The 23,997-nt window shown below is 59.2% G+C and carries 23 protein-coding genes and 1 pseudogene; 10 read left to right on the top strand and 14 right to left on the bottom strand.

Going from position 1 to position 23,997, the window contains the following annotated elements; all coding sequences use genetic code 11:
• Positions 1–163: 163 nt before the first annotated feature.
• Together V8J85_RS17475 and V8J85_RS17470 are read left to right on the top strand one after the other, a co-directional pair.
• A complete protein-coding gene (locus V8J85_RS17475) occupies positions 164–433 on the top strand; it encodes a ribbon-helix-helix domain-containing protein (RefSeq protein WP_339955053.1) in 270 nt (89 codons plus the stop codon).
• Positions 420–707: a type II toxin-antitoxin system RelE/ParE family toxin gene (locus tag V8J85_RS17470; protein ID WP_339955052.1), complete on the top strand. Its 288-nt coding sequence runs from the start codon at positions 420–422 to the stop codon at positions 705–707. The genes V8J85_RS17475 and V8J85_RS17470 overlap by 14 nt, the downstream gene beginning before the upstream one ends.
• A 41-nt stretch (positions 708–748) precedes the next feature.
• On the opposite strand, the gene V8J85_RS17465 is transcribed toward V8J85_RS17470, so the two are convergent.
• The 3 genes from V8J85_RS17465 to V8J85_RS17455 all read right to left on the bottom strand — a co-directional run bounded on the left by V8J85_RS17465 (position 749) and on the right by V8J85_RS17455 (position 3,644).
• Positions 749–937 (bottom strand): YgaP family membrane protein, encoded by a 189-nt coding sequence (locus tag V8J85_RS17465; RefSeq protein ID WP_339955051.1) that lies wholly within the window; start codon positions 935–937, stop codon positions 749–751.
• Positions 938–1,158: 221 nt separating this feature from the next.
• Positions 1,159–2,325, bottom strand: a complete 1,167-nt coding sequence (gene pobA / locus V8J85_RS17460) for a 4-hydroxybenzoate 3-monooxygenase (protein ID WP_339955050.1) — start codon at positions 2,323–2,325, stop codon at positions 1,159–1,161.
• Positions 2,326–2,330: 5 nt separating this feature from the next.
• Complete coding sequence (locus V8J85_RS17455) at positions 2,331–3,644, bottom strand: uracil-xanthine permease family protein (protein ID WP_339955049.1); 1,314 nt, start codon at positions 3,642–3,644, stop codon at positions 2,331–2,333.
• A 243-nt stretch (positions 3,645–3,887) separates the two neighbouring features.
• Here V8J85_RS17455 and V8J85_RS17445 point away from each other — a divergent pair.
• A pseudogene (locus V8J85_RS17445) lies at positions 3,888–3,977 on the top strand (urate hydroxylase PuuD); the annotation flags it as partial.
• A 33-nt stretch (positions 3,978–4,010) separates the two neighbouring features.
• Here the strand turns inward: V8J85_RS17445 and V8J85_RS17440 are convergent.
• From V8J85_RS17440 to V8J85_RS17430, 3 genes are read right to left on the bottom strand one after another with little or no spacing between them, the layout of a single operon-like run.
• Positions 4,011–4,991 carry a hypothetical protein gene (locus tag V8J85_RS17440; RefSeq protein WP_339955048.1) on the bottom strand — a complete coding sequence of 327 codons (981 nt, stop codon included), beginning with the start codon at positions 4,989–4,991 and terminating at the stop codon, positions 4,011–4,013.
• Positions 4,992–5,000: 9 nt separating this feature from the next.
• Positions 5,001–6,074: an ABC transporter ATP-binding protein gene (locus tag V8J85_RS17435; protein WP_339955047.1), complete on the bottom strand. Its 1,074-nt coding sequence runs from the start codon at positions 6,072–6,074 to the stop codon at positions 5,001–5,003.
• Entirely contained in the window at positions 6,065–7,108 is a 1,044-nt protein-coding gene (locus V8J85_RS17430) for a substrate-binding domain-containing protein (RefSeq protein WP_339955046.1), read from the bottom strand. Before V8J85_RS17430 ends, V8J85_RS17435 begins: the two co-directional genes overlap by 10 nt.
• Positions 7,109–7,249: 141 nt before the next feature.
• Here V8J85_RS17430 and V8J85_RS17425 point away from each other — a divergent pair, with 141 nt between their 5' ends.
• From V8J85_RS17425 to malG, 4 genes are all read left to right on the top strand, one after another.
• Positions 7,250–8,869 (top strand): alpha-glucosidase, encoded by a 1,620-nt coding sequence (locus V8J85_RS17425; protein ID WP_339955045.1) that lies wholly within the window; start codon positions 7,250–7,252, stop codon positions 8,867–8,869.
• A gap of 24 nt (positions 8,870–8,893) precedes the next feature.
• Positions 8,894–10,048 (top strand): maltose/maltodextrin ABC transporter substrate-binding protein MalE, encoded by a 1,155-nt coding sequence (malE, locus tag V8J85_RS17420; protein WP_339955044.1) that lies wholly within the window; start codon positions 8,894–8,896, stop codon positions 10,046–10,048.
• Between the two features lie 106 nt (positions 10,049–10,154).
• A complete protein-coding gene (gene malF / locus V8J85_RS17415) occupies positions 10,155–11,684 on the top strand; it encodes a maltose ABC transporter permease MalF (RefSeq protein ID WP_339955043.1) in 1,530 nt (509 codons plus the stop codon).
• 58 nt (positions 11,685–11,742) lie between these two features.
• Complete coding sequence (malG, locus tag V8J85_RS17410; protein ID WP_339955042.1) at positions 11,743–12,633, top strand: maltose ABC transporter permease MalG; 891 nt, start codon at positions 11,743–11,745, stop codon at positions 12,631–12,633.
• Positions 12,634–12,642: 9 nt separating this feature from the next.
• On the opposite strand, the gene V8J85_RS17405 is transcribed toward malG, so the two are convergent.
• The 4 genes from V8J85_RS17405 to rpe all read right to left on the bottom strand — a co-directional run bounded on the left by V8J85_RS17405 (position 12,643) and on the right by rpe (position 16,484).
• A complete protein-coding gene (locus V8J85_RS17405) occupies positions 12,643–13,566 on the bottom strand; it encodes an ATP-binding protein (protein ID WP_339955041.1) in 924 nt (307 codons plus the stop codon).
• Entirely contained in the window at positions 13,551–14,240 is a 690-nt protein-coding gene (locus tag V8J85_RS17400; protein WP_339955040.1) for a response regulator transcription factor, read from the bottom strand. Before V8J85_RS17400 ends, V8J85_RS17405 begins: the two co-directional genes overlap by 16 nt.
• Positions 14,237–15,661 (bottom strand): DUF4153 domain-containing protein, encoded by a 1,425-nt coding sequence (locus V8J85_RS17395; RefSeq protein WP_339955039.1) that lies wholly within the window; start codon positions 15,659–15,661, stop codon positions 14,237–14,239. Before V8J85_RS17395 ends, V8J85_RS17400 begins: the two co-directional genes overlap by 4 nt.
• Before the next feature lie 142 nt (positions 15,662–15,803).
• Positions 15,804–16,484: a ribulose-phosphate 3-epimerase gene (gene rpe / locus V8J85_RS17390; RefSeq protein WP_339955038.1), complete on the bottom strand. Its 681-nt coding sequence runs from the start codon at positions 16,482–16,484 to the stop codon at positions 15,804–15,806.
• Between the two features lie 111 nt (positions 16,485–16,595).
• On the opposite strand from rpe, the gene V8J85_RS17385 reads away from it, so the two are divergent.
• The 3 genes from V8J85_RS17385 to V8J85_RS17375 all read left to right on the top strand — a co-directional run bounded on the left by V8J85_RS17385 (position 16,596) and on the right by V8J85_RS17375 (position 21,138).
• Positions 16,596–17,429 carry a helix-turn-helix transcriptional regulator gene (locus V8J85_RS17385; protein WP_339955037.1) on the top strand — a complete coding sequence of 278 codons (834 nt, stop codon included), beginning with the start codon at positions 16,596–16,598 and terminating at the stop codon, positions 17,427–17,429.
• A gap of 171 nt (positions 17,430–17,600) precedes the next feature.
• Positions 17,601–18,500, top strand: coding sequence for a deoxyribose-phosphate aldolase (deoC, locus tag V8J85_RS17380; protein WP_445285921.1), 900 nt, complete (start codon positions 17,601–17,603; stop codon positions 18,498–18,500).
• 319 nt (positions 18,501–18,819) lie between these two features.
• Positions 18,820–21,138, top strand: coding sequence for an aldehyde dehydrogenase family protein (locus V8J85_RS17375; protein WP_339955035.1), 2,319 nt, complete (start codon positions 18,820–18,822; stop codon positions 21,136–21,138).
• A gap of 91 nt (positions 21,139–21,229) precedes the next feature.
• On the opposite strand, the gene V8J85_RS17370 is transcribed toward V8J85_RS17375, so the two are convergent.
• The 4 genes from V8J85_RS17370 to V8J85_RS17355 are packed head-to-tail and all read right to left on the bottom strand — an operon-like array spanning position 21,230 to position 23,883.
• A complete protein-coding gene (locus tag V8J85_RS17370; protein ID WP_339955034.1) occupies positions 21,230–21,919 on the bottom strand; it encodes a DUF1523 family protein in 690 nt (229 codons plus the stop codon).
• Positions 21,920–21,928: 9 nt separating this feature from the next.
• Positions 21,929–22,204: a hypothetical protein gene (locus tag V8J85_RS17365; protein WP_339955033.1), complete on the bottom strand. Its 276-nt coding sequence runs from the start codon at positions 22,202–22,204 to the stop codon at positions 21,929–21,931.
• Positions 22,204–23,553: a DUF6638 family protein gene (locus V8J85_RS17360; RefSeq protein ID WP_339955032.1), complete on the bottom strand. Its 1,350-nt coding sequence runs from the start codon at positions 23,551–23,553 to the stop codon at positions 22,204–22,206. The genes V8J85_RS17365 and V8J85_RS17360 overlap by 1 nt, the downstream gene beginning before the upstream one ends.
• A gap of 39 nt (positions 23,554–23,592) precedes the next feature.
• On the bottom strand, positions 23,593–23,883 hold the full coding sequence (locus V8J85_RS17355; RefSeq protein ID WP_339955031.1) for a hypothetical protein: 291 nt from the start codon (positions 23,881–23,883) through the stop codon (positions 23,593–23,595).
• Positions 23,884–23,997: the final 114 nt, after the last annotated feature.

Below are 23,997 nucleotides of genomic sequence, written 5' to 3'. Positions count from 1 at the left end.
AATACAAGTCTTGGTTGTCTGTTGTTGTGGCATCGGTACAAAAACGTCGGAGCAATTCAACCGAAAAAGCGGCTGTGGTGATAGCGTAGAGCTTGTTCTTTGATCTGCGATACATTTACTTGTTGGTCCCATCTGGTGCATATTCGCACCAAAGGAGACCGCCATGCCCCGCCAGACCATCACCCTGACCGACCCCAACTATGCCTGGCTGCAAGCCCGCGTGGAAAGCGGCGAGTTCCGGTCCCAGACCGAAGCCGTCAACGACGCCCTCCGCCGCGTGCGCGAGACCGAGGCTTATCGCGAAACACCAGAGGAAATCGCGTTCATCCGCGAAAAGCTGGAGCGGGCTGCAAAGAGTGGATATTCAACGCTCACACCTGAAGAGATTCTGGAGAAATCGAAAGCAGAACTGCGGCGGAATGGCGAGCTATAAGCTCAGCCAACGGGCTGAAGATGATCTTGTTCGTGTTCACCAATACGGTGTTCGGCAATGGGGTGTGGTGCAAGCCGACGCCTATTTCTACGATTTGCTCGGTCAACTTGACATGATCGGTCGCGAGCCGCTCCGCTTCCCGCGTGTCGATGAGATCCTAAAGGGCCATAGGCGGAGTGTATTCCGGTCACACGCGATGTACTTTGTGATGAAAGAGGGTGTTGCCGACATCAGGGCGATTATCGGTTCCCAAGACACCGCCCGTCTCCGCTAACGTAAAAGCCCCCGACTATCGCCAGGGGCTCCGTCGCACAATCAGCAATCGGTGCAGGTCTTGAACCCGAAAATCCGGTAGAGCGGGCAGAAATTCATCCCGGCGGTCGCCAGCAGGACCACCCCGACCCAGCCCCAAACGCCGATCACGCCGCTGAGCGCGCCCAGCACCAGAAGTGCGCCCAAAACGACCCGCCCGATGCGGTCCCAAGATGCCAGATTACGTGTCATGTGATTTCCTTTTTTTCAGTATGACGTCACTTTAGCGGACACTAAACATTTTAAAAATCAAATGTTTTTGATGAGTGAAAAGACGTCCGCGGAGCAGATTTCGCCAACCAACGACCGTTGCGTTAACCATCCCCGCACCGCGCGCAAAGGTCCGATGAAATTCCGATAGAATTCCGATGCTTTTCCGATCGCCCAAAACACCCGTTAACCATTGCTGTGGCCTAGTACGGCAACCCGACATAATTCTGTGCGAACGCCGCCTGCGCTGCCGGGCTATCACGCAGAAAATCCAACTCTGCCCGCTGCATTTTCAGGTCGAATTCCGTCTGATCCGGAAACCGATGCATCAGGCTGCTGAACCACCAGCTGAACCGTTCGACCTTCCAAACACGGGCCAGCGCACGGGCAGAGTACCCATCGATCCCAGCTTGATCTCCGTCATAAAATTTCGCAATAGCATCAAATAGATAGCGCACATCCGACGCTGCCGTATTCAGCCCCTTCGCCCCGGTCGGCGGCACGATGTGCGCCGCATCCCCGCACAAAAACAGCCGTCCCCAGCGCATCGGTTCGCAGACGAACGACCGCAGCGGCGCAATGGATTTCTCGATCGACGGCCCCGTGACCAGCACGTCCGCGACATCCGCAGGCAGGCGTCGTTTCAGCTCGGCCCAGAACGCCTCATCGGCCCAATCCTCAACTCTATCCTCTTGACAACATTGAATATAATATCGGCTCAGCTTCGGGTTCCGCATCGAACACAAGGCAAAGCCACGGTCCGAATTCGCATAGATCAACGCCTCATTCACGGGCGGTGTTTCCGACAGAATACCCAGCCAGCCAAACGGATAAACCTTCTCGTATTCGCGCCGGATGGTGGCGGGGATACTCTGACGGCTGACGCCATGAAACCCATCACAGCCAGCAATAAAATCGCAATGAATTCTGTAGTTTACGCCATCTTTGCGGTAACTGACAGATGGGCTGTCACCATCCGAATCGATGACCTGCACATCCTCCACATCCTCGATCAACGGCGCGCCCACCGCCGCCCGCGCATCATACAGATCGCGGGTCAATTCGGTCTGCCCATAAATCATCACGGACCGCCCTGAATGCGCCACGAAATCCACGTCGAACATCTGATCACCATAGGCGATCAGGGTGCTGTCATGCTTGATCCCCTCACGCCGCATCCGATCCCCGCAACCGGCCTGATCCATCAGATCGACGAGGCCCTGTTCCAGCACACCAGCCCGGATCCGCGACAGCACATAGTCGCGATTTTTCCGTTCCAGAACAACGCTTTCGATGCCGCTCACATGCAAAAGCTGGCCCAGCAGCATACCCGCTGGGCCACCTCCGATGATTGCGACCTGCGTGCGCAACGATCCTAGTCCATGTCTTTCGGCAGGATCAGGTTCAACGCGATCGCCATGATCGCCGTTGGTGCCACGGCCGATGTCGCCAGCACCCGCAGCGTGTCGGGCAGATACTGCACCGCCGTCGGCACCAGGTTCAGCCCCAGCCCGAACGCCAACGAGACCGCAATGATGATCATCGTGCGGCGAGTCATCTTTTCCTCGGCCAGTACGTTCAGACCAGCGGCAGCAACCATGCCGAACATCACGATCACGCCACCGCCCAGCACCGGCAGGGGCATGGACGCGATCACCGCGCCGACCTTCGGCACCAGCCCGCAGACGATCATGATCAGACCGGCGATGGTCACGACATGCCGCGACATGATCCCGGTCATCCCGACGATCCCCACGTTTTGGCTGAAAGACGTATTGGGTAGACCGCCGAACACACCGGCGACAGCCGTGCCGAGACCGTCTGCGTAAGTCGCGCCCGAGATCTCTTCATCCGTCGCCTCGCGCCCAGCGCCTGCCTTGGCAGTGGCAGAGGCATCGCCGACCGTTTCAATGGCCGAGACGATCGAGACAAGCGTGACCGCGATCACGGCACCCAGATTGAATTCAAACCCGTAAGGCAGCGGCTTGATTTCGGCGAACCAGCTCGCGCCGGCGACGGGGCCAAAATTCACCATGCCCAGCGCGAATGCCAAGGCGTAGCCCGCCAGCAGACCAATCAGGATCGCAGCATTGGACAAGAGACCCTTGGTAAAGAATTTCAGCGCCAGCGATACGATGATCACGGTCAAAGCCACCGACCAATGCTTGAGCGAGCCAAAGCTCTCGGCCTCCATCTGGAACTGCGCGGCACCACCTGCGGCGTATTTGATCGCGACAGGGATCAGGTAAAGCCCGATGGCCAAAATAACCAACCCCGTCACCAATGGCGGAAACAGCCAGCGCAGGTTCTTGATCACCGCGCCGAGCAGGAAGTGGACGATGCCGCCGATGATGCAGGCGGTCAGCGCCACACCCAGGCCCAGCGTCGCGGCAACCCCCGCCAACACGCCGACAAAGGCAAAGCTGGTCCCTTGCATGATCGGCAAACGTGCCCCGATCGGGCCGAGGCCCACCGTTTGAAAGATCGTCGCGATCCCGGCGAACAGCATCGCCATCTGGATCAGGTAGATCAGGTCGGGCGAGCCGAAGGCCAGCCCGGCCGCCTGGCCCACGATGATCGAAGGCGTCACGTTGGATGCGAACATCGCCAACACATGTTGCAGCCCCAAGGGTGCGGCCTGCGCCAATGGCGGTGTCACATTCGGATCGGTATAGGTTGCGTCAGTCATTGTTATCCTACTGTCTTGCCGGCCAAGAGCCGGTTACTCGTTAAAAATCACGCAATATGGCGTGGTGAAGTGGTGCTCCTCCAGATTGGGCATGTCATCCACTGGGTCGATGACTGCGAAAAGACCCGCGCCTGTCAAGGGATTCAGCACACCAAGCCACGTCTTGAGGGGAAAATCGGCTCATTCGCGAGGGCCATGATGAATGCTTTTGATTGCGGACCCGCGTGCCGCCGGGCCGTTGAGGGTTGGGCGACGCTGCTTCATCTCGGCGCTTTCGCGATGACGATCATGACTGCAAACGTCGTCTTCATCATCATGCCGAAACAGCGGGTCGGTCGCACGGTGCAAGGCTGGGTCTTGCCCGGCCTATCGGTTGCATTCGGCAATCACCCGGCGCGCCAGCGCGCTTGACTGACCATAGCTGACCAGATGAACGTCAAGCCCGCTTTGATCATGCAGGCGCAAGGCCCGTAACATCGCCGTGGCGATCCAATCCTGCCGATTACCGAATGCACCACCGCCCAGCATTGTCAGGAACAGCCGACGATTACCGGTGTGCGCCGCGTTGCGTCTTGCCGCCAACAGTGTTGCCTCGTAGGCGGCATCCAAAATCAACTGCGCGAAGGGTGCCCAAAGGCCGACATCAAGACCCGAATAGGATACCGGCATGGCGCTGCAATAGACCTGTGTAACCAGTCGTCCGGCATCGTTTGTCGTTACCTGCGTGTCGCTGTGAACACCGATGCGCAAGGCCGCGCGGATATGGTCGACGTCCAGACCGAAAATCCGCCCGTTGATTTCTTTCAGGCTTTGGCTCGTTGGCAATGCATAGCTGTTGCGCATCTCCCACAGATCGGCGCCAAGCAGCGCGCCGATATCGGCAAGACAATCAATCTGCCGATCAGCCGTCTGCCCGATCCCGCCGTCCAGTGGCACGAAGTAATTGCGATAGATCGTCCCGGCGAGGCAGGCGAGCGCGCAGGCCGGACCCTGTGTATGGTCGTGTTCGTACCGGGCGACACCCATTTCTGGCGTTATTGATGGCCCGACCATTTCCAGCAGATTGAATTGCGACGCGACCTGAAATACCGCACCTTCATTGTCGGGACGCATGTGCAATCGCTGAACGTCAGCCACAACCTCTTGGATCTGTAGCGGCCCTGCATCCGGGGCCGTCAGATCCCTGCGTAATTCGGCCAGCGACGGTATGGTCAGTTGCCCGATCCCGGCCCGCCAGCCCGTCAGATCAGACACCAGATGGGTACCGTCCATCGACAGGTGGCGATAGACAGCTTCGGGGCTTTCATCGGCAATGCCGGTCAGTTCTTCGAACCAGGTCACCGCCATGACGCGACCTTACAAATCAATCCGTGTACCCGTTCCGGCGTCAAAAAAGTTCAACGCACCCGGCGCAATGCCCAGCCCGACCATTTCAGTGTGATCTTCGTCCATTCGCCCGGGCAGACGGGCGGTGACGGTCACACCGCCGAGTTGGAAGTTAAGGTAACACTCTGCCCCTGTGTTTTCGATCATCGTCGGCTTGACGTGTAAATCCGGCGTGACCGACACCAGCGTCAGATGCTCTGGTCTGATACCAACCTGTACCTTGTCGGGCAGGCCGATCGTCGGGGCGGGAAGGGTCACGTCATCCATCACCAGCTTTTGCGCCTCTACAGTCGCCGGGATGATATTCATCGGGGGTGAGCCCATGAAGTCAGCGACGAAGGTATTGGCGGGCCGGTCATAAATTTCCTGCGGCGTACCGATCTGTTGCACATCCCCACCTTTCAGAACCACGATCCGGCTGGCCAGTGTCATGGCCTCGATCTGGTCATGGGTGACATAGACGATACTGGCGCCGGTCGTTTTGTGCAGGCGCTTGATCTCGGCCCGCATTTCGACACGCAGTTTGGCGTCGAGGTTCGATAGCGGTTCATCGAACAGGAACAGTTTCGGGTCCCGTACCAAGGCACGGCCCATGGCGACCCGTTGGCGCTGACCACCGGAAAGCTGCGACGGGTTCCGATCAAGCAGGTGGTCGATCTGCAACAGCGTCGCGACCTCCATGATTTTCGCATCCATCTGCGCTTTTGGCACCCTGCGGATTTTCATGCCAAAGCCGATGTTTTCGGCCACGGACATGGTCGGATAAAGCGCATAGCTTTGGAACACCATCGCGATGTCGCGGTCTTTGGGGGGCTCTTGCGTGACCTCGCGCCCGCCGATCATCAGCGACCCAGCGGTGATCCCTTCCAGACCCGCGATGCAGTTCAACAGAGTCGATTTCCCACAGCCCGATGGGCCGACCAGCACAAGGAACTCCCCCTGCCCCATTTCGATATTGATATCCCGCAGCACCTCGACCGCGCCGTAAGATTTGGCAAGGCCGCGGGTTTCGAGCGCGGGTTGGACGCCGCTGTCTAGGGCCATGGTTCGCTCTCCTGTGCAGGGACGGGGCCGGTTGATTGTCTCACGATCAGCTCGGCCCGGTCGATCTTTTGTTGTGGTGTCGCCCCGCCGACGAGGTCGACCAGCAGGTTCGCCAGCGGCGCGCACGCGTCGCGCAACGGTGCGCGGGTGACGGTCAGCGCGGGTTCGAAACTGACCGCTTTCATTTGCGGCAATGCGTCGTCATGGGCGATGACGGAAACGTCTTCGGGTACCGTGAGTCCGCGATCTTTCGCCGCGCGCATGACGCCTGCCGCGATCAGGGTCGAGGCGCAGACAAAGGCTGTCGGGCGTGCGCCATCGCGCCCCGCCAACATCTCCAACGCCTTGGTATAGCCGTCATTTTCCGTCTCCGCATCTTGCGCGATGAACGGATCGGGCGTCGTCAGCCCCTCTGCCTTGACTGCCTGCCGGAAGCCACGCAGCCGGTCGGCGGCGTAGGTATAGCGCGCCTGTCCGTTGATGAGCGCGATCCGTTTATGGCCGAGCGAAGACAGCAGCCGCACCGCATCCTCGGATACTGCCGCATTGTCTATGCCATAGCAGGCGTAATCGACATCAGGGGCGCTTTGACCGTGCATCACGAAAGGAATATTCTTTTCGCGCAGGAAAGCGATGCGCGGATCATCAGGAACCGGAGCGTTCAGCAGGAACCCGTCAAGGATGTCGCGTTCGATCAGCTTGCGGTATGGCTGCAACGGGTCATCGTCCTGATCGACCGCGAGCACCAGATCGACATCACGTGCGCCCAAGGCGGCCGTCAACCCCGTCAACATCTCGAAAAAGGTCTGGTCGGCGCTCATATCGGCGCGAATTTTAATGATCATACCCACCATGTTCGACCGACCCGTTACAAGTCGTTGGGCAATTCGGTTCGGGCGATAACCAATGCGATCGGCCACCTCGCGCACGCGCTCGACCGTTTGTTTGTTCACCTCGGGAAAGCCGTTGAGCGCACGGCTGACGGTGGCGGCCGACAACCCCAATTCGGCACCGATTTGCTTGAGCGTCGCCACGCGCTTTCCTCCTCAAAGCGATTGCGGTTTTTCCGGCTTATAGCGCGGAAACCAGCGCATTCATAGCGGAAAGCCAAATTTAAAACGATTTGAATAATTCATCCGATTTGTTACCGTAATGGCGAATCAAGGAGGGCACCGATGCGAGACTGGTGGCGCGACGCGGTAATCTATCAGATTTATCCACGCTCGTTTCAGGATGATGACGGCGATGGCGTGGGTGATCTGAAGGGCATCACACGTCGCTTGCCGCATATTGCCGCACTTGGTGCCGACTGCATCTGGCTGTCCCCGATCTTTACGTCGCCCCAAAAGGACATGGGCTATGACGTGTCGAATTACATCGATATCGACCCGCTGTTCGGCACGCTGGAAGATTTCGACGCGCTGATCGCCCGCGCGCATGAATTGGGCCTGAAAGTCATCACCGATCAGGTGCTTTCCCACACATCCGACCAGCATCCGTGGTTCAAAGAGTCGCGCGTCAGCCGCGAAAATCCAAAGACGGATTGGTATGTCTGGGCAGACCCCCTGCCCGATGGCTCACCGCCCACCAACTGGCACAGCCATTTTGGCGGCCCTGCCTGGGAATTCGATCCGCAGCGTGGCCAATACTACCTGCACAACTTCCTTGCCGCGCAACCGGACCTGAATTTCCACAACCCTGATGTGGTCGATGCGATCCTCGAGACCTGTAAATTCTGGCTCGACCGGGGTCTTGACGGATTCCGGCTGGATACCGTGAATTACTACTACCACGATGCGCAACTGCGTTCGAACCCACCCGCCCAGACCCGCCCGCAGGTCATGGCGATGGACCTGTATGGCATGCAGGATAACATCTACAACAAGACCCGTCCCGAGAACCTTGGGTTTCTCGAACGCCTGCGTGCCATGACCGATCAATATGACGATATCATGATGGTCGGCGAAGTGGGCGAGATGGGGCGCAAGTCGATCCAGATCATGGGCGAGTACACCGCCGGGACGTCGCGGCTGCATATGGCCTACAGCTTTGCCATGCTCGGCCCGGATTTCAGCGTGGATCATTTCCGCAGCTGTATCGAAGGGTTTCAGCAAGGCGCACCAGATGGCCATCCGAAATGGTCTTTCAGCAACCACGACGTCCCGCGCCACGTGACCCGTTGGGATGAGCATGCGGTCAGCGAAGGCGACATGGCCCGCCTTGCCTGCGCGATGCTGATGTCATTCGAAGGCACGATCGGCATCTATCAGGGTGAGGAATTGGGCCAGACCGAGACTGAACTGGCCTATGAAGAACTGACCGACCCGCCCGCAATACGCTATTGGCCCGCTGTGAAGGGCCGTGACGGCTGTCGTACCCCGATGGTGTGGGAAGGCGACAAGCCGAATGCCGGTTTCTCGACCGGACGGCCATGGTTACCGGTGAAAGAGCCGCAAGCGGCCCGCGCGGTCGACCTGCAAGAGACCGCCAATGACAGCGTGCTGCATTTCTACAAAAGCGCGATTGCCTTTCGGAAGGCGCAACCGGCGCTGACGGCCGGGGCGACCTCGTTTATAGACTTACCTGAGCCTCTCCTTGCATTCCACCGCAAGTCCGAGGGGCAAGCGATAACCTGTGCGTTCAACCTGTCCAAGGAACCGCAGGTGATTACCGTTTCCGGCGATGCGGCCCTGACCGGCCCGCGCCACGCTAACCTTGACGGACCAACACTGACACTGCCGGGCAATGGCTTTGCCTACCTGACCCATGATGGGGAGCTTGCCCTGTCTGCGTGAACAAAACCTTGGGAGGAGAAAGAAATGAAAAAGACCCTATCCGTGATGGCCGTTTTGATGGCCACGACGCCCGCTTTTGCCTTGGAAGACGGGAAAATCCTGATCTGGACCGGCGACAACCGAGATCGTGAGGCTTTGCTGGAGGCCGTGCAGCCGTTTGTCGACGATCTGGGCGTCGAAGTGTCCGTCGAGATCGTTGATCCCGACCTGCCGCAGAAATTTCAGCAAGCGGCGGCGACCGGTGACGGCCCCGATATCGTTCTTTGGGCGCATGATCGCTTTGGCGAATGGGCCAGCGGTGGCCTGATCGCCCCTGTCCAACCGTCTGCAAGTTGGTCCGCGGATATTCTGCCTGCCGCCATGGAGGCCGTACAATTCGACGGTAAGACATGGGGCTACCCCCTCGCCGTCGAGGCCGTGACGCTGATCTACAACAAGGACATTATCGATACGCCGCCTACGTCTTTCGAGGAAATCAAGGACCTCGATATCGAAGGCCAGAAGATCCTTTGGGACTACAACAACACCTATTTCACCATGCCGATGCTGATGGCGAATGGCGGCTATGCTTTCCAGAAGGTGGATGGCTCTTACGACGGGTCTACAACGGGCGTGAACACCGACGGGGCGGTTGCGGGGGCCGAGGTGCTGAAGTCGCTCTTTGACGACGGCGTCATGCCACAGGGCGTTGACTATGGCGTCATGGACGGTGCGATGAACAACGGTGAAGTGGCGATGGTGCTGAATGGGCCATGGTCATGGTCCGCCTTTGCGGATTCCGAGATCAATATCGGCGTCGCGCCTATTCCGACGGTGAATGGTGAAGTGTCGCCGCCATTCCTTGGCGTGCAGGCCCTTGGGATCAACGCAGCCTCTCCCAATCAGGATTTGGCCGTCGAACTGATCGAAAACTACCTCGCCACGGATGAGGGTCTGGCGATCTGGAATGCTGGGAATGGTCTTGGTGCGCTCGCCGATGCCTCAGCAGCTGTTGCACAGGATAATCCACTGGTCACCGACATGCTGGCCGTTGCAGCCAACGGCGTGCCGATGCCATCGAACCCGGAAATGGGCGCATTTTGGGCCGCCATGGCACCGGCGCTGACCAACATCACGACAGGCGCGGCCGCACCGGCTGATGCGCTGAACGACGCCGCAGCGCGTATCCTGGGCGAATAAGCCTATGACGGGCGGCGGTCCTCCCATCGCCGCCCTCACTTGACGCATGTCCTGACGGCCTGTTTCATCAGGCTACGGCTGACGTGCATCCCCAAAGGACCCAGGCATGACCGCGATCAGTGACATTCCAGAGCGTGAAGGGGTTTCAATCCTGCGCCTTGTGCTTGTCGGGGTCATTTCGGTCGCTCTGCTGTTCGGGGCATTCTTCCTCTATCAAATCGCGCAGCCGATCTATGGGGTGATCCTGCTGGTGCTGGCCACCGGTTTCGCGATCATCTTTGGCCTCAACCAGTATTACGGCGCACGGTTCATCTTTCCCGGTGTCGCCGCTGTCCTGATCTTCATCGCCTTTCCGGTCGTCTATACGATCTATATCGGCTTCACGAATTACTCGTCGTTCAACCTGCTCACCTACGAACGCGCGGTCGAGGTGCTGACGTCGCGCGGGTCGGTTGATCCAGAGACGGAACAGCCCTTTGCGGTCGCACCTGACGGCGATCAATATCGCATCTGGCTACCCGAGGCCGGGCTGCTGTCGGACCCGGTCGCGCTGGATGGCGCCGCTGAGGCGACCCTGTCCCCCGCAAGTGAACCGGCAGAATTGCTGGAGCGGCGCGAAGCGATCCAGTTGCGTTCTGGCCTGCAAGGGCTGACGCTGACGACGCCGGATGGGGTCATCATACAGAATGCAGGTCTACGCACCTTTGCGACGGTCACGCCTGATTATGTCCAAACCGGCCCCAACACGCTGACCCGCTTCGATGGTGCAAAACTAGTCGCCGATCACGACACTGGCTTTTTCATCGACGAAAACGGCGATAAGGTCCCGCCCGGCTGGCGCGTTGGTATCGGCTGGGGCAATTTCGAACGCATCTTCCAATCCGAAGGCATCCGCGGCCCGATGGTCAGTATCTTCATCTGGACCTTTGCCTTCGCCATCGCCTCGGTCGTGCTGACCTTCGCTGTGGGCCTGACGCTCGCCGTCATTCTCCAATGGCCGCATCTGCGGTTCAAAGCGGTCTATCGGATCCTGCTGATCCTGCCGTACGCGGTCCCGGCATTCATCTCGATTCTCGTCTTCAAGGGGCTGTTCAACCAGAACTTTGGCGAGATCAACCTGATCCTCGATGCGTTTTTCGGTATAGAACCACGCTGGTTCACCGATGGCAATCTGGCGCGGACGATGGTGCTGATCGTCAATACGTGGCTGGGCTATCCCTACATGATGCTGCTCGCCATGGGTTTCCTGCAGGCCGTGCCCGAAGACCACAAGAAGGCGGCAGCACTGGAAGGGGCAAGTGCTGTCCGGGTCTTCTTCACGATCACCTTGCCCCAGATCATCCCGCCCTTCCTGCCGCTTCTGATCGCGAGTTTCGCGTTCAACTTCAACAACATGGTGCTGATCTTTTTGCTAACGCGCGGCCTGCCGGATATCCCCGGCACGGTGATTCCGGCGGGGGAGACGGATATCCTCGCCAGCTTCACCTACCGTCTGGCTTTCGACAATGCTGGGCAACAATTCGGGTTGGCGGGGGCGATTACGTTGCTGATCTTCCTCGTGGTGGCCGCCATTTCCTACGCCAATTTCGTCGCGATGCGGCGGGCTGCGCAGAAGCGGTCGGGGAGGCAGGTATGATGCCCAAGTGCTTCGCAGTCCCGGAATGCGTTATGCTTCATTGCAAACGAGGGACAAAATGATCGTTGAACGCCCCCGCGACCTGCTGGTCAAAAAGATCCTCGCCCACGGCTTCATGCTGATCTTTCTGGCGCTGATCCTGTTCCCGTTCTTCATGGTCCTGTCGATCAGCTTTCGAGAGGGCAACTTCTCTGTCGGCTCCATCATCCCGCAAAACCCGACGCTGGAGCATTGGTATCTGGCCTTTGGCCTTGACTACACCCGCGCTGACGGCACGGTGGTCGAACCGCCCTACCCGGTCATGCTGTGGATGTGGAATTCGGTCAAAATCGGGCTGATCGCCGGGCTTGGTGTGCTGGCGATCGCGACGATCTCGGCCTATGCGTTCAGCCGGATCAGGATCAAAGGCAAGGGCGCTATGCTGGATGGGTTGTTCCTGATCCAGATGTTCCCGACGACGCTGGCACTGGTGGCGATCTACGCGATTTTCGATGCTTTGGGCGAGGTCCATCCGGTCCTGGGCCTCGACTCTCACATCGCGCTGATCCTGATCTATCTGTCCGGTGTCACGCTGCATATCTGGACGATCAAAGGCTATTTCGACAGCATTGACACCGCATTGGATAAAGCCGCAGCCATCGACGGCGCGACACCATGGCAGACGTTCCGGCACATCTTCCTGCCGCTCGCGGTGCCGATCATGAGCGTCGTTTTCGTGCTCGCCTTCATCGGGTTCATCAATGACTACCCTATCGCCTCCGTATTAATCAGGTCGGAAAGCCAAATGACATTGGCCGTTGGCTCCCGGCTCTATCTGAACGAGTTCAAATACCTCTGGGGTGATTTCGCGGCCGCCGCGATCCTGTCCGGATTGCCCATCACCGTGGTGTTCCTGATCGCACAACGCTATTTGGTATCGGGGCTCAGCGATGGGGCAGTCAAAGGGTAGAACGCCAACTTAAAACCTGATCTCGAACGTGGCGCCGGGCCCATCGATCAGCATGATCTCTGCCCCCTGCGCCTGAAGCATTCGCCGCACGATCGGCAGCCCCATCCCCGTCCCGCCACCGGCCCGGCGCGTCGTAAAAAACGGATCGAAAATCCGATCTCGGTTGCCCTTTGAGACGCCCGGTCCATCATCGCTGATCACCAGCCGATCCGACTGCAAATCAAAGGTCACATGTGTGGCGCCGTGCGCCCGGGCGTTCCCGATAAGGTGGGTTGCGATCATCCCGACCACATCTGATGACAATGGAACCTCACCATCCTGCAGGATAGCGACGTCATCGCCCGACACCACATCGGACAGCAGGCATGAGCCCGCTGCCAATGGTTCCTGCGCGCGCGCGAGGGCGCGCTGTCCGTCCAGCAGGGCTTCCATCCGGTCGACGGCGCCCCCGATATTGGCAAGCATCCTGGCCCGGTCCTCATCCACCAGATCAGGGTGTTCAAGCAATTCCGCCGCGCCCCTGATCGCCGTCAACGGCGATTTCAGTTCGTGCGTGACATGGTCGGCATAGGACCGCAATACAGCCTCACGCCCCTGCAGGGTTTTGGTCATCCCGATAACGGCGCGACCCAGCTGCGAAAACTCCGGCGTGCCAAAACGGGCGGGCGGTGCGACCACCCCTTCACGCTGCGCATACTCGGTCAAGGCACGTACCGGCTGCAGCACCAGCCGCCACAGCAGATAACCCAGCACCAGTGTCGCCACCATGGCCATCCAGCCGATCATCCAAGATGTCTCGGCCCAGCCCAGGATGCCGCCAGCCAGCTGAAAGTACCCAATCCCGATGATCGGCAAAAAGAACACGGCGGCCAGCGTCCCACCCAGCACCAAGGCCAATGGTGGCCGCCACTTCTGGCTTATCCGCCGCGACATGCGCCCATCCGGATGCCAACGCCGTGGACGGTCTCGATCGCATCGGAACAGCCTGCATCGGCCAGCTTACCCCGCAGATTACGCAGATGGCTGTCCATCGTGCGATCACTGACGTGGATATTCGTACCATAAATCGCGTCGACCAACTGCGGGCGCGACATCACATTGTCGGGACGGCCCATCAGCCGGACAAGCAGCTGCATCTCGCGCCCGGTCAGCGTCACCGGCGCATCGCTGATATGGCAAAGGTGCCGTTCGGGATCGACGCTCAGAACCCCGCGCCGCAAAACCGGCTGCGCCGCCGCTTCACTCTGCGTCCGCTTGAGGATCGCCCGCACCCGCGCCACCAGTTCCCGTGGCGAAAACGGCTTGGGCACATAATCGTCCGCACCCAGTTCAAGGCCCACCACCCGGTCGATCTCATCCCCCTGCGCGGTCAGAAACACCACCGGAACCTCGGAGGCTTTTCGTAATTCGCGGCACACGGCCAGCCCGTCCATCTCGGGCATCCCGATATCGAGGACGATCAGGTCAGGCGTCAGGCTGTGCGCCATTTCCAACGCCTCTTGTCCATCACCGGCCTCGGCCACGCCAAAGCCCGCCTGCGTCAGCGCGATCCGCAGCACATCGCGAATCTGGCTGTCATCGTCGGCGACCAGAATCTGACCACTCATCCCTGCACCTCGTTCATTTCTGCCAAGCTACGGCGCAGACGGGCATTGCGGAACCCCCATTCGCGCCAGTCTTGTGGTGCGGTCAGCTGGGGAAAGGTATCGGAATAGCATGGCTCAGGTTGATACTTTGCAATCGCGACAACAGCACCCTCACTCAGCTGACACAGATACCAGTAATCATTCTTGCCCGTGGCCAGATTATGGCGGGCAATAAAGCCGTCCACGTTGACCAGGGACACCACATAAAGGGCCAGCAGACCAAGACTGGCAGACCGCATCATGAACCACCCGATACTCTGGCGTCCAACCATCTGCATGATCATCAAAACCAACCAAAGCGCCGTGACAATCATCCAGATGAACGCAGCAAAGCGCAGACGGGTCAGCCCATAAGCCTCGACATACAAATCAAGCCGCAGGATCGATGACAGGACGAGCAAGACCGTTTGACCGATCCAAACGTAAAGTAGCACGCGCAGCACGGGCCGCGCCTTAAGAAACGGTTGGGCGATCAATGCGAAACCCCCAGCCAGCAACGCAGCGACCAGCAGCGGATAAGCCCCGCGATGGGCATATTCCGCATAGGTCATCCCCTCGGGCAGAGCCAAGCTGCCCCAAAGATAGCTAGCATCCAGCACGGTCTGCACCCCGAAGATGATATTGAACAGAACCAGCGCGCGCAGCATCGACCGTCCTGTCACCAACCCACTGCGCAACGCGGGTAGCGGGCGAGCGGGTTTCATCAAGCGGCCGATCATCTGACCAAGACGCAACATTGGCCAGACCGCGATTGCAACAAGGACCCAAAAGGTGATGCGCGCAGGGTTCCACGTCCATTGCGCGTCCATCGTCCGCAGCCGCCCTATCCACGTGTCCACAAACGGGTTGGCCATCGCAAGCAACCCGATAAATAGCGCCCCGATTGTCAAAGGCAGCAGCCAGTCACGCGCCATGGCCGCGAATGCCCCCGCAGGCGGGATCGGTAATCGCGCAGTCAAGGCATCCTCCCATGTTTGCAGCGCGCCGCATGAAGGCAGACGGCGGAACGCACGAGCAACCATCCCAGCCTCCATGCTTGGCGTGGTCAGGATCACCGCAAAGGCCGCCAGCCCCAACACTGCCAGTCCAACCGACACGGCCTGCACCAGATCAGCAGCGGGCAGCACCGCCACGACCAGGACACCCCAAGCCAAACCAGCCCGTTTCAGCGAAACAGACCAGCCCAGCGCCACATGCGCAGCCGCCGCGACGCAGAATAGCCAGACGACAAAGCCAAGGCCCGGCGACAACCCCCACAGCACAAGGTCTGCGCATAGTACAACGCCAACCAACAGCCAAACCGGCGATATACGCCAGGCTGGTGTGCCATCCAGCCACCACCCATCCTTTGCCAACCGCTCTGGCACGCCTCTGATCACCATGATTGTCCCTCATTTCGTCTTTGTAGACCGGGACTAGGCGGCGCACGTGCAAAAGCCACCGCACAAATGTGCAGATTTCAAGCAAACTTCTTTTGTTCAAAAATACCGCGGGGGAGCCCGCAGGGCGGGGGCAGAGCCCCCTCTAACGGGCAATCGCCTCGCGAATGGCCTTGATATTCGCGCCATACGGCGCGGGATCACTCACTGACCCGCCCTTGAAAACCGCAGAGCCCGCCACGAGCACATCGGCGCCAGCTGCGGCAACCAGCGGCGCTGTGGTTGGATCGACCCCTCCGTCAATCTCGATGTGCACGGGCCGGTCCCCGATCATCTTTCGCAGCGCCCGCACCTTGGCCGTCATGTCGATGAATTGCTGCCCGCCAAAACCGGGATTCACCGTCATCACGCAGACCAGATCCACCATGTCCAGCAATTCTGCCACAGTTTCGGCGGGCGTTCCGGGGTTCAATGCGACGCCGGCCTTCACGCCAGCGCCGCGAATGGCCTGCAAGGTGCGGTGGATATGCGGCCCCGCCTCGACATGGGCGGTGATGATATCAGCCCCCGCCTTGGCGAAATCGTCGATAAATCTGTCAACCGGTGCAATCATCAAATGCACGTCCATCACCGTCTTGATGTGAGGCCGGATCGCGGCACACATGGCTGCGCCGAATGTGATGTTGGGCACGAAATGCCCATCCATGACGTCGACATGGACCCAATCCGCCCCCTGCGCTTCGACTGCCGCACATTCTGCACCGAAATTGGCGAAATCCGCGGCAAGGATCGACGGGGCGATCTTCAGGGAACGATCAAAAGTCATGTCGAGTCTCCGGCTGGTCAGCGTGGGCATAACGCGCGCGTTTCGGCTTGTCAGCCATCAGGTCCGAATTTTTCCGCTGCAGCGCAGAAATTCATGTGCTAATTTGCCATCATGACCTATACGCTGCACCACCGCGACATCCTGCAAAACGACGCTCAGATCCATCTGACCCGTACCACGCTGACCAGCGCGCGGCCTAAAATGCTGCATGATCACGACTTTTTCGAGCTTTTCTGGATACAGAACGGCACCGTGCGTCATCATCTACCGGACGGTGGCGAGAATCTGACCGAGGGCGATGTCATTTTCCTGCAACCCGGTCAGCCGCACGGACTGCAAGGGCGGGGTGAGCACGCGCTTGTCGCCTCGATCTGCATCCACCCGATGACCGTAAATGCCTTGGCACGTCGCCATCCCAGCCTGAAAGGGCATTTGTTCTGGGCGAAACATGGGCCGGTGCGCAGGCGCCGTGACATCCGGCAACTGACCGCGCTCAACCAGGCGGCCGTGCAAATGGAACGCAGTGCCTGCGATACACTGGCGGCAGAGGCATTCCTGCTCCCACTCTGTGCCGACCTGACGGCAGAGTCCTTTCCCCCAGACATGCCAGCCTGGCTAACCACCGCCTGCGCTGCGGCGCAAGAGCCGGAGGTGTTCCGCGATGGCGCTGCCGGGCTGGTGGCACTGACAGGCAAGGCGCATCCGCATGTCAGCCGCTCCATGCGCCGTTATCTTGGCCTGACCCCGTCGGATTACATCAACGACATCCGCATGCGCTATGCCGCCCGCGCACTGACCACGGATAGCGAAGCCGTCAGCCAGATCGCAGCCGATTGCGGTATCCCGAACATGTCTCATTTCCACAAACTTTTCCGGGCGGCCCATGGCCTGACTCCACTGCAGTATCGTCAGAAATTCCAACGCCAGGTGGTGCAGCCGCGATAGCATTTGACCATTTGGTCAAAACTTGCCAAGACCCTTGCGCCATGCCACGCTGATCAGGCACCCGAGGAGGCCGCTTTGCAAACCACCGCATCCCCGACCATCGTCGAAACACAGCTGCCGCAAGTGCAGCACCAGCGCAATGACGGCGCGGCGCTTGACCTCGATTGGGTCATGGCGGTGCAGGCCAATACATCGGCCATCGAACGGCGTACCAAGACGCTACCCGGCAGGCGCAGCGTCAAGAAAGACTACCAAGCGGCATGGCTCTGCAAGGCCATTAGCCTGATGGACCTCACAACGCTTTCCGGTGACGACAGCGAAGGCCGCGTGCGCCGCCTGTGTGCCAAGGCCAAGCAACCTGTGTCACAACCGATCCTCGAAGCGCTCGGCATGGAGGGCCTGACAACCGGCGCTATCTGCGTCTACCATGACATGGTCCCCACTGCCGTTGACGCCCTGCAAGGCTCCGGCATCCCCGTCGCCGCCGTCTCCACCGGCTTTCCCGCCGGTCTGTCCCCGTTTCATCTGCGCATCGCCGAGATCAAGGAAAGCGTCGCCGCTGGGGCCGAGGAGATCGACATCGTCATCAGCCGCCGCCACGTCCTGACCGGCAACTGGCAGGCGCTTTATGACGAGATGAAAGAAATGCGCGAAGCCTGCGGCGACGCCCATGTAAAAGCCATCCTCGCCACCGGCGAACTCGGCACCCTGCGCAACGTCGCGCGTGCCAGCCTCGTCTGCATGATGGCCGGCGCCGATTTCATCAAGACCTCCACCGGTAAGGAACCCGTCAACGCCACCCTGCCCGTGACCCTGACAATGATCCGCGCCATCCGCGACTATGAGGACCGGACGGGCATCAAAGTCGGTTACAAACCCGCAGGCGGGATTTCAAAGGCCAAAGACGCCCTCGTCTATCTGTCAATGATCAAGGACGAATTGGGCGACGCCTGGCTACAACCCGACCTCTTCCGCTTTGGCGCATCGAGCCTTCTCGGGGACATCGAACGCCAACTCGAACACCACGTCACCGGTGCCTACTCGGCGTCGTGGCGACACGCAATTGGGTGAGCGGGATGAAAAACAATAACGAAGCAGACATCACTCACTGCATTGTATGTGGATACCCTGAATTCAACTGTTTCAAGGACGGGTTCACAACTTGGGAAATCTGCCCATCATGCGGATGTGAGTCAGGATGTGAATACTCGTCACCCAACGAAAACGCGCAACTAAGGAGCGTTCGCGCCGATTGGTTTGTAGGCCGCAACGCAGCTTGGTGGTCGAATCTGGAGACACCGCCAAAAGGTTGGGATCCTGAGCTACAGCTACGAGCCGCAGGCATTTCCATACCTGAACGAGCCGCGGTGCAAACAAGGCAGGCGAAGCAATGACCATCAAAGAAATCTTCGAAACCATGGATTACGGCCCAGCCCCCGAAAGCGTCTCCGAGGCGCTGCAATGGATCGCCGACCGTGGCGGCATCGCGGGTCACTACATCAACGGCAAATGGGGTCCGCTGCGCGACGATTTCCCCTCCAACAACCCGGCCACCGGCGGAAAGCTCGCAGGCGTCACAAAGGGCACGGTAGAGGAAATCGAAACGGCAGTCGCTGCGGCCCGCAAAGCCCAGCCAACATGGGCCAAATCGGGCCACAAACGCGCCCGCATCCTCTATGCCATCGCCCGGCTGATGCAAAAGCATTCCCGCCTGCTCGCCGTCATGGAAACGCTCGACAACGGCAAACCCATCCGCGAAAGCCGCGACATCGACGTGCCGCTCGCCATCCGGCATTTCTACCATCACGCGGGCTTTGCCCAACTGATGCGGTCTGAGCTGCCCGACCGCGAACCGCTCGGTGTTTGCGGCCAGATCATCCCATGGAACTTCCCACTCCTAATGCTCGCCTGGAAAATCGCGCCCGCGCTGGCGATGGGCAACACGGTGGTCCTGAAGCCTGCCGAATACACATCGCTCACCGCGATGATCTTTGCCGAAATCTGTACCGAGGCTGGCGTCCCCCCCGGTGTCGTGAACATCGTGACCGGCGACGGCGAAACAGGTGCGGCGCTCGTCAATGCCGACGTCGACAAAATCGCCTTCACCGGCTCCACCGAAGTGGGCCGCAAAATCCGCGAAGCGACCGCTGGGAGCGGCAAGGCCCTCTCTCTCGAACTCGGTGGCAAAAGCCCCTACATCGTCTTTGATGACGCGGACATGGATTCCGCCGTCGAAGGCCTCGTCGACGCCATCTGGTTCAATCAGGGTCAGGTCTGCTGCGCGGGGTCACGGCTGTTAGTGCAAGAGGGCATTGCCGACCGGTTCTACACCAAACTCAAGGCCCGCATGCAAAACCTACGCATCGGCGACCCGCTCGACAAATGCATCGACGTAGGCGCCATCGTCGACCCGGTACAACTCGACCAGATCACAAAAATGGTCGACGCCAACACCGAAGGCGAAACCTTCCAGACCACCGCACCAAACGGCTGTTTCTACCCTCCAACCCTGATCACTGGCCTTTCCCCTGCGTCAACCCTGATGCAAGAGGAAATCTTCGGCCCCGTCCTTGCGGCAACCACCTTCCGCACACCATCCGAAGCCGTCGAAATCGCCAACAACACCCGCTACGGCCTCGCCGCATCGGTCTGGTCGGAAAATATCAACCTCGCCCTCGATATCGCCCCAAAACTCGCCGCCGGCATCGTCTGGATTAACGGCACCAACATGATGGATGCCGCCGCAGGCTTTGGCGGGGTACGTGAAAGCGGGTTTGGCCGTGAAGGCGGCTGGGAAGGCCTTGCGGGCTACACCAAACCCAAAACTACCGCCAAACAACTGAAGAAAATCGACCCCTACACGACCGAAGACGGCCACCCCGCCGACCCGCTGGACCGAACGGCCAAGCTCTACATCGGCGGCAAACAGGCGCGGCCCGACGGCGGCTATTCCACACCGGTCTATAGCCCGAAGGGTAAACTGCTCGGCCACGTCTCAAAAGCCAACCGCAAAGACATCCGCAACGCGGTCGAGGCCTGCAATGCCGCGAAAAGCTGGTCCAAAACGACTGGCCACCTGCGGGCCCAGATCCTTTACTATACGGCCGAAAATCTCTCAGCCCGCGCCGATGAATTCGCCAGCAGGATCAACAACATGACCGGCGGCAAAACAGGTGCGGACGAGGTCGAAACCAGCATCCGCACCCTCTTCACCTATGCCGCTTGGGCCGACAAATACGACGGTCAGGCACACGGCGTCCCGATCCGCGGCGTGGCACTGGCCATGAAGGAACCCGTCGGCAATATCGGCATCCTCTGCGATGACGCACAGCCGCTGTCAGGTCTGATCGAAACCATGGCCTCCGCGATCGCGATGGGCAACCGGACGGTGATGATCGCCAGCGAGCCCTTACCGCTGGCTGCCACCGATTTCTACCAGATCCTCGAAACTTCGGACGTGCCAGCAGGCGTGGTCAACATCCTTACCGGCAGCCACGCGGAACTCGCGCCAACCATCGCCAGCCATATGGATATCGATGCAGTCTGGTCCTTCTCATCAACTGACCTATCCGCCGTGATCGAGCGTGAAAGCGCGGGCAACCTTAAACGGACCTGGGTCAACAACGGCAAAGCTCTGGAACCCAACATACACGATTATCTGCAAGCCGCGACCGAGATCAAAAACATCTGGATTCCCTACGGCGAATAGATCCAGCTTCTTTTGTTCACAAATACCTTGGGGGAGTCCCGGTACGGGACGGGGGCAAAGCCCCTACCCCAAAATGTCTTCGGCGCAGCCGTCATTCTGGCGGAAGCTGATTATCTTTCGATCGCCACGTGTTCAGCCAGCGACGGAACCGGCCACGCCTCTCCGCCACATTGGCCTGCACTTCGTCAACCCGGTCCTCCGCGTTGCCCAAAAGCGGATCGACCGTCCGCTCCCGAAATTGGCGCCACATGGCACGGATGAACAACAACGCCGCCGCAAGAAAAATGAAAAAGAAGATGTTGAACCACGGAATAATCGTCGCATCCGGGCCCGACACGGTGCGAACAGCGACGGCGTTGGGATAGATGCTGGCCCAGCGTACGCGCCATCCGTAATGGGTGATTACCGCCCATTCGTCACCTTTCGCCAGATTGGCGGCCTCGGCCTGCAAATCGGAACTGTCGAACTTGAAATAGGGTGGCCAGATCCAACCCGTATCCTCATTCCGATAAACCATCACATGTGATCCGCCGGTCGGGATGAAACCCAACAACATCGTGCGCTGCTTTTGCGTATTGATCAGGCGCAGATCGCGGGTCGGCTGCTCGGACCCGCCACTGTCGGCCTGCGCGTAAAAGATACGGTTATACGCGCTGAAATCGGTCCGGATGATCTCGGTCGAAGTGACTTTCACAACATCATGCTGCGGCAGGACGTAGTGGAACAACAGGCCAAATACCAAAACAACGATCAGGCGAAAGACGATGCGGATACGACGCATGAGAAATCCTCAGTTTGTATTGACGATGTAGACGATCGTCGAAATCACGAAAAACGGAATGACGTAGACAAGGGCGATCAGCTTGGGCCGGATGGATTTATGGTAGTCTTCCATCCCCTTCGCGACAAACGCATCACGCATACCGGGCGCACCGCCATCCGGATGATCGGCGTCAAAAGCATCTTCCAGCTTTTCACGTCGGACCGATCGAGAGTAAAGCGAGATGCAAAAATACACGACCGTCATCGCGATGAACCAAAAAATAATCAACCTGACGAACTGCATCAATTCCTCCTCGCCACTGACCCCCACGGGCCGACCCGCGTGATCAGGTCCGGCTGTTTGGCCGGCGCGGGCGCATCCATCGGGACATCGTGACCAAACAACGCCTCGCGCATTCCCGCCTTATCGACTTGGTATTCGCGGTCAAGAAAATCAACGACATAGGCCTTTTTTTCCTCGGGCCATTTGGCATAGGCCTTGTAGAAAACCTCTTTGTGGCAAATGAATAACTGCCGGACGTCCAGCGGCGTCATCTCGGCCAAGAGCATATTCACAAGGCTTGCATCCGGGTGGGCCTTGGCACGCAAAGTGTAGAAATATGCCGGATGGTCCGACGTGATCTTGGGCCAGGGCCCGTCATCCTCAGCCCAGCGGACAAGCGCATCCAGACCATGCCAGGCCTCGGGCAGCAGCTTCGCGTATTTACGGCCCAACACACGCAGATCACGGCGCATCGCCCCGGTCAGGTATTCATTCATCGAGGCCGCAACGGCCACCACAATGAAATCCATCTTTTGCCGGAGGATCGCGGCGGCATCGACGCCACGCGCATCGGTAATCGGCTCGACAAGATCGTTGAGGTTGAGGAACTTCGCAATCGCGGACCGCTGGCTGAAATCAAAGGTGTAGGGGATCGGCAAATCGCCCACCTTGCTCTTGTTACCAGCGACAATCGCCGCCGGATGCTCCACCCCACGAAAAGCATAAATCCCGCCAAAATGCGCCGTCCAGAAATTGTCCTGCCCGAACGCCATGTGCCGCAGATTGACCGGATTGCGCGACACGTCGCCCGTTTCCTTGGCCAGCCCGATCATCTCAGCAATGAGGACATCGTCAAACCAGGCATCGGGCTCGGACTTGAACCGGTCAATCAGCCCACCCAGCTTCTTCGCCGTGGCGACCGTGCCGCTGGTCGTATCGGCCTCTATCGTCACTTTGCGGATCTTGAAAAGGTCAGCCGGATCACTGAAATTGTAAACCGTATTCACCAATTCCCCCGCCACCGCGTCCCGCGCGGTCAGGGCAAACAACTCCGCCCGATTATCCACCATGAACTGCTGCAAAATCCCGCGCGAGGTCGAGAATTTCGCATTCAAAAGCGGCGCATCCACCTGCTCGGTCGTGAGCAGGATAAACTGCCGGTTCACGCCATGATGGTTGAGATAAAGATCGTCGCCTAACTCATCCCCGATCTCGGGTGAATAGCCGGAAATGTCGATATGAAAATCGGTGAGCTTGGTCTGTTTGCTAACCAAATGCTGCAAGGCACGATTATACCGCTCCACCAGAATAGGCGAATCCACCCGGACAAGGTTGCCGAACATCAGGCCCTTTTCGATCAGCCTATGCATCCCGCCCCTCCGTAGGGTGGGTGAAACCCACGCGCGCTATCACCATGTCTCATGTATCCATTTGCGCGGCAGACCAGCCACCGACAAAATCATGATCGGTGCCCAGATCAGTGCTGAGGTCAGCCCAAGCCGCCCGAAATGCAGGATATTCGCGCTCAAGCCCGGTTCCATGATCTGGGCAGGGCTTAGCCCTTGCCACAGATACAAACACAGAAAGAAAAGGGCCGAGATGACAAACAACAGAACTGTCGAAAGAAACGTATTCAACACAAGCGGCTTCACCCCTTCTGGCAATAGGCGCCCCAGAACCCGCGGTACAAAAAATGCCAATACTGCAAGAACCGCGGCAGGCAAAAACAGGCTTTCTGAAATTATGTTCCCCATCGTCTAACCGCAGCCCCGGACCTGTATGCTGAACCAACCAAGAGGTCCCGGATCATGTCT

This window comes from Yoonia sp. 2307UL14-13, from assembly GCF_037572755.1.
In the GTDB taxonomy this organism is placed as follows: domain Bacteria; phylum Pseudomonadota; class Alphaproteobacteria; order Rhodobacterales; family Rhodobacteraceae; genus Yoonia.
The sequence above is the reverse complement of the archived record's forward strand: the minus strand, read 5'-3'. Positions and strand labels throughout refer to the sequence as shown.

What these genes read in the sequence shown, in the direction of transcription:
- V8J85_RS17475 (WP_339955053.1), top strand. Translation starts at nt 164, where the DNA reads ATGCCCCGCCAGACCATCACCCTGACCGACCCCAACTATGCCTGGCTG.
- V8J85_RS17435 (WP_339955047.1), bottom strand. Translation starts at nt 6,074, where the DNA reads ATGGCCCTAGACAGCGGCGTCCAACCCGCGCTCGAAACCCGCGGCCTT.
- V8J85_RS17385 (WP_339955037.1), top strand. Translation starts at nt 16,596, where the DNA reads ATGACCTATACGCTGCACCACCGCGACATCCTGCAAAACGACGCTCAG.
- V8J85_RS17370 (WP_339955034.1), bottom strand. Translation starts at nt 21,919, where the DNA reads ATGCGTCGTATCCGCATCGTCTTTCGCCTGATCGTTGTTTTGGTATTT.
- malF (WP_339955043.1), top strand. Translation starts at nt 10,155, where the DNA reads ATGACCGCGATCAGTGACATTCCAGAGCGTGAAGGGGTTTCAATCCTG.
- V8J85_RS17465 (WP_339955051.1), bottom strand. Translation starts at nt 937, where the DNA reads ATGACACGTAATCTGGCATCTTGGGACCGCATCGGGCGGGTCGTTTTG.
- V8J85_RS17400 (WP_339955040.1), bottom strand. Translation starts at nt 14,240, where the DNA reads ATGAGTGGTCAGATTCTGGTCGCCGACGATGACAGCCAGATTCGCGAT.
- V8J85_RS17405 (WP_339955041.1), bottom strand. Translation starts at nt 13,566, where the DNA reads ATGTCGCGGCGGATAAGCCAGAAGTGGCGGCCACCATTGGCCTTGGTG.
- V8J85_RS17455 (WP_339955049.1), bottom strand. Translation starts at nt 3,644, where the DNA reads ATGACTGACGCAACCTATACCGATCCGAATGTGACACCGCCATTGGCG.
- V8J85_RS17470 (WP_339955052.1), top strand. Translation starts at nt 420, where the DNA reads ATGGCGAGCTATAAGCTCAGCCAACGGGCTGAAGATGATCTTGTTCGT.
- V8J85_RS17365 (WP_339955033.1), bottom strand. Translation starts at nt 22,204, where the DNA reads ATGCAGTTCGTCAGGTTGATTATTTTTTGGTTCATCGCGATGACGGTC.
- deoC (WP_445285921.1), top strand. Translation starts at nt 17,601, where the DNA reads ATGGCGGTGCAGGCCAATACATCGGCCATCGAACGGCGTACCAAGACG.
- malE (WP_339955044.1), top strand. Translation starts at nt 8,894, where the DNA reads ATGAAAAAGACCCTATCCGTGATGGCCGTTTTGATGGCCACGACGCCC.
- V8J85_RS17360 (WP_339955032.1), bottom strand. Translation starts at nt 23,553, where the DNA reads ATGCATAGGCTGATCGAAAAGGGCCTGATGTTCGGCAACCTTGTCCGG.
- V8J85_RS17425 (WP_339955045.1), top strand. Translation starts at nt 7,250, where the DNA reads ATGCGAGACTGGTGGCGCGACGCGGTAATCTATCAGATTTATCCACGC.
- V8J85_RS17395 (WP_339955039.1), bottom strand. Translation starts at nt 15,661, where the DNA reads ATGGTGATCAGAGGCGTGCCAGAGCGGTTGGCAAAGGATGGGTGGTGG.
- rpe (WP_339955038.1), bottom strand. Translation starts at nt 16,484, where the DNA reads ATGACTTTTGATCGTTCCCTGAAGATCGCCCCGTCGATCCTTGCCGCG.
- V8J85_RS17375 (WP_339955035.1), top strand. Translation starts at nt 18,820, where the DNA reads ATGACCATCAAAGAAATCTTCGAAACCATGGATTACGGCCCAGCCCCC.
- malG (WP_339955042.1), top strand. Translation starts at nt 11,743, where the DNA reads ATGATCGTTGAACGCCCCCGCGACCTGCTGGTCAAAAAGATCCTCGCC.
- V8J85_RS17440 (WP_339955048.1), bottom strand. Translation starts at nt 4,991, where the DNA reads ATGGCGGTGACCTGGTTCGAAGAACTGACCGGCATTGCCGATGAAAGC.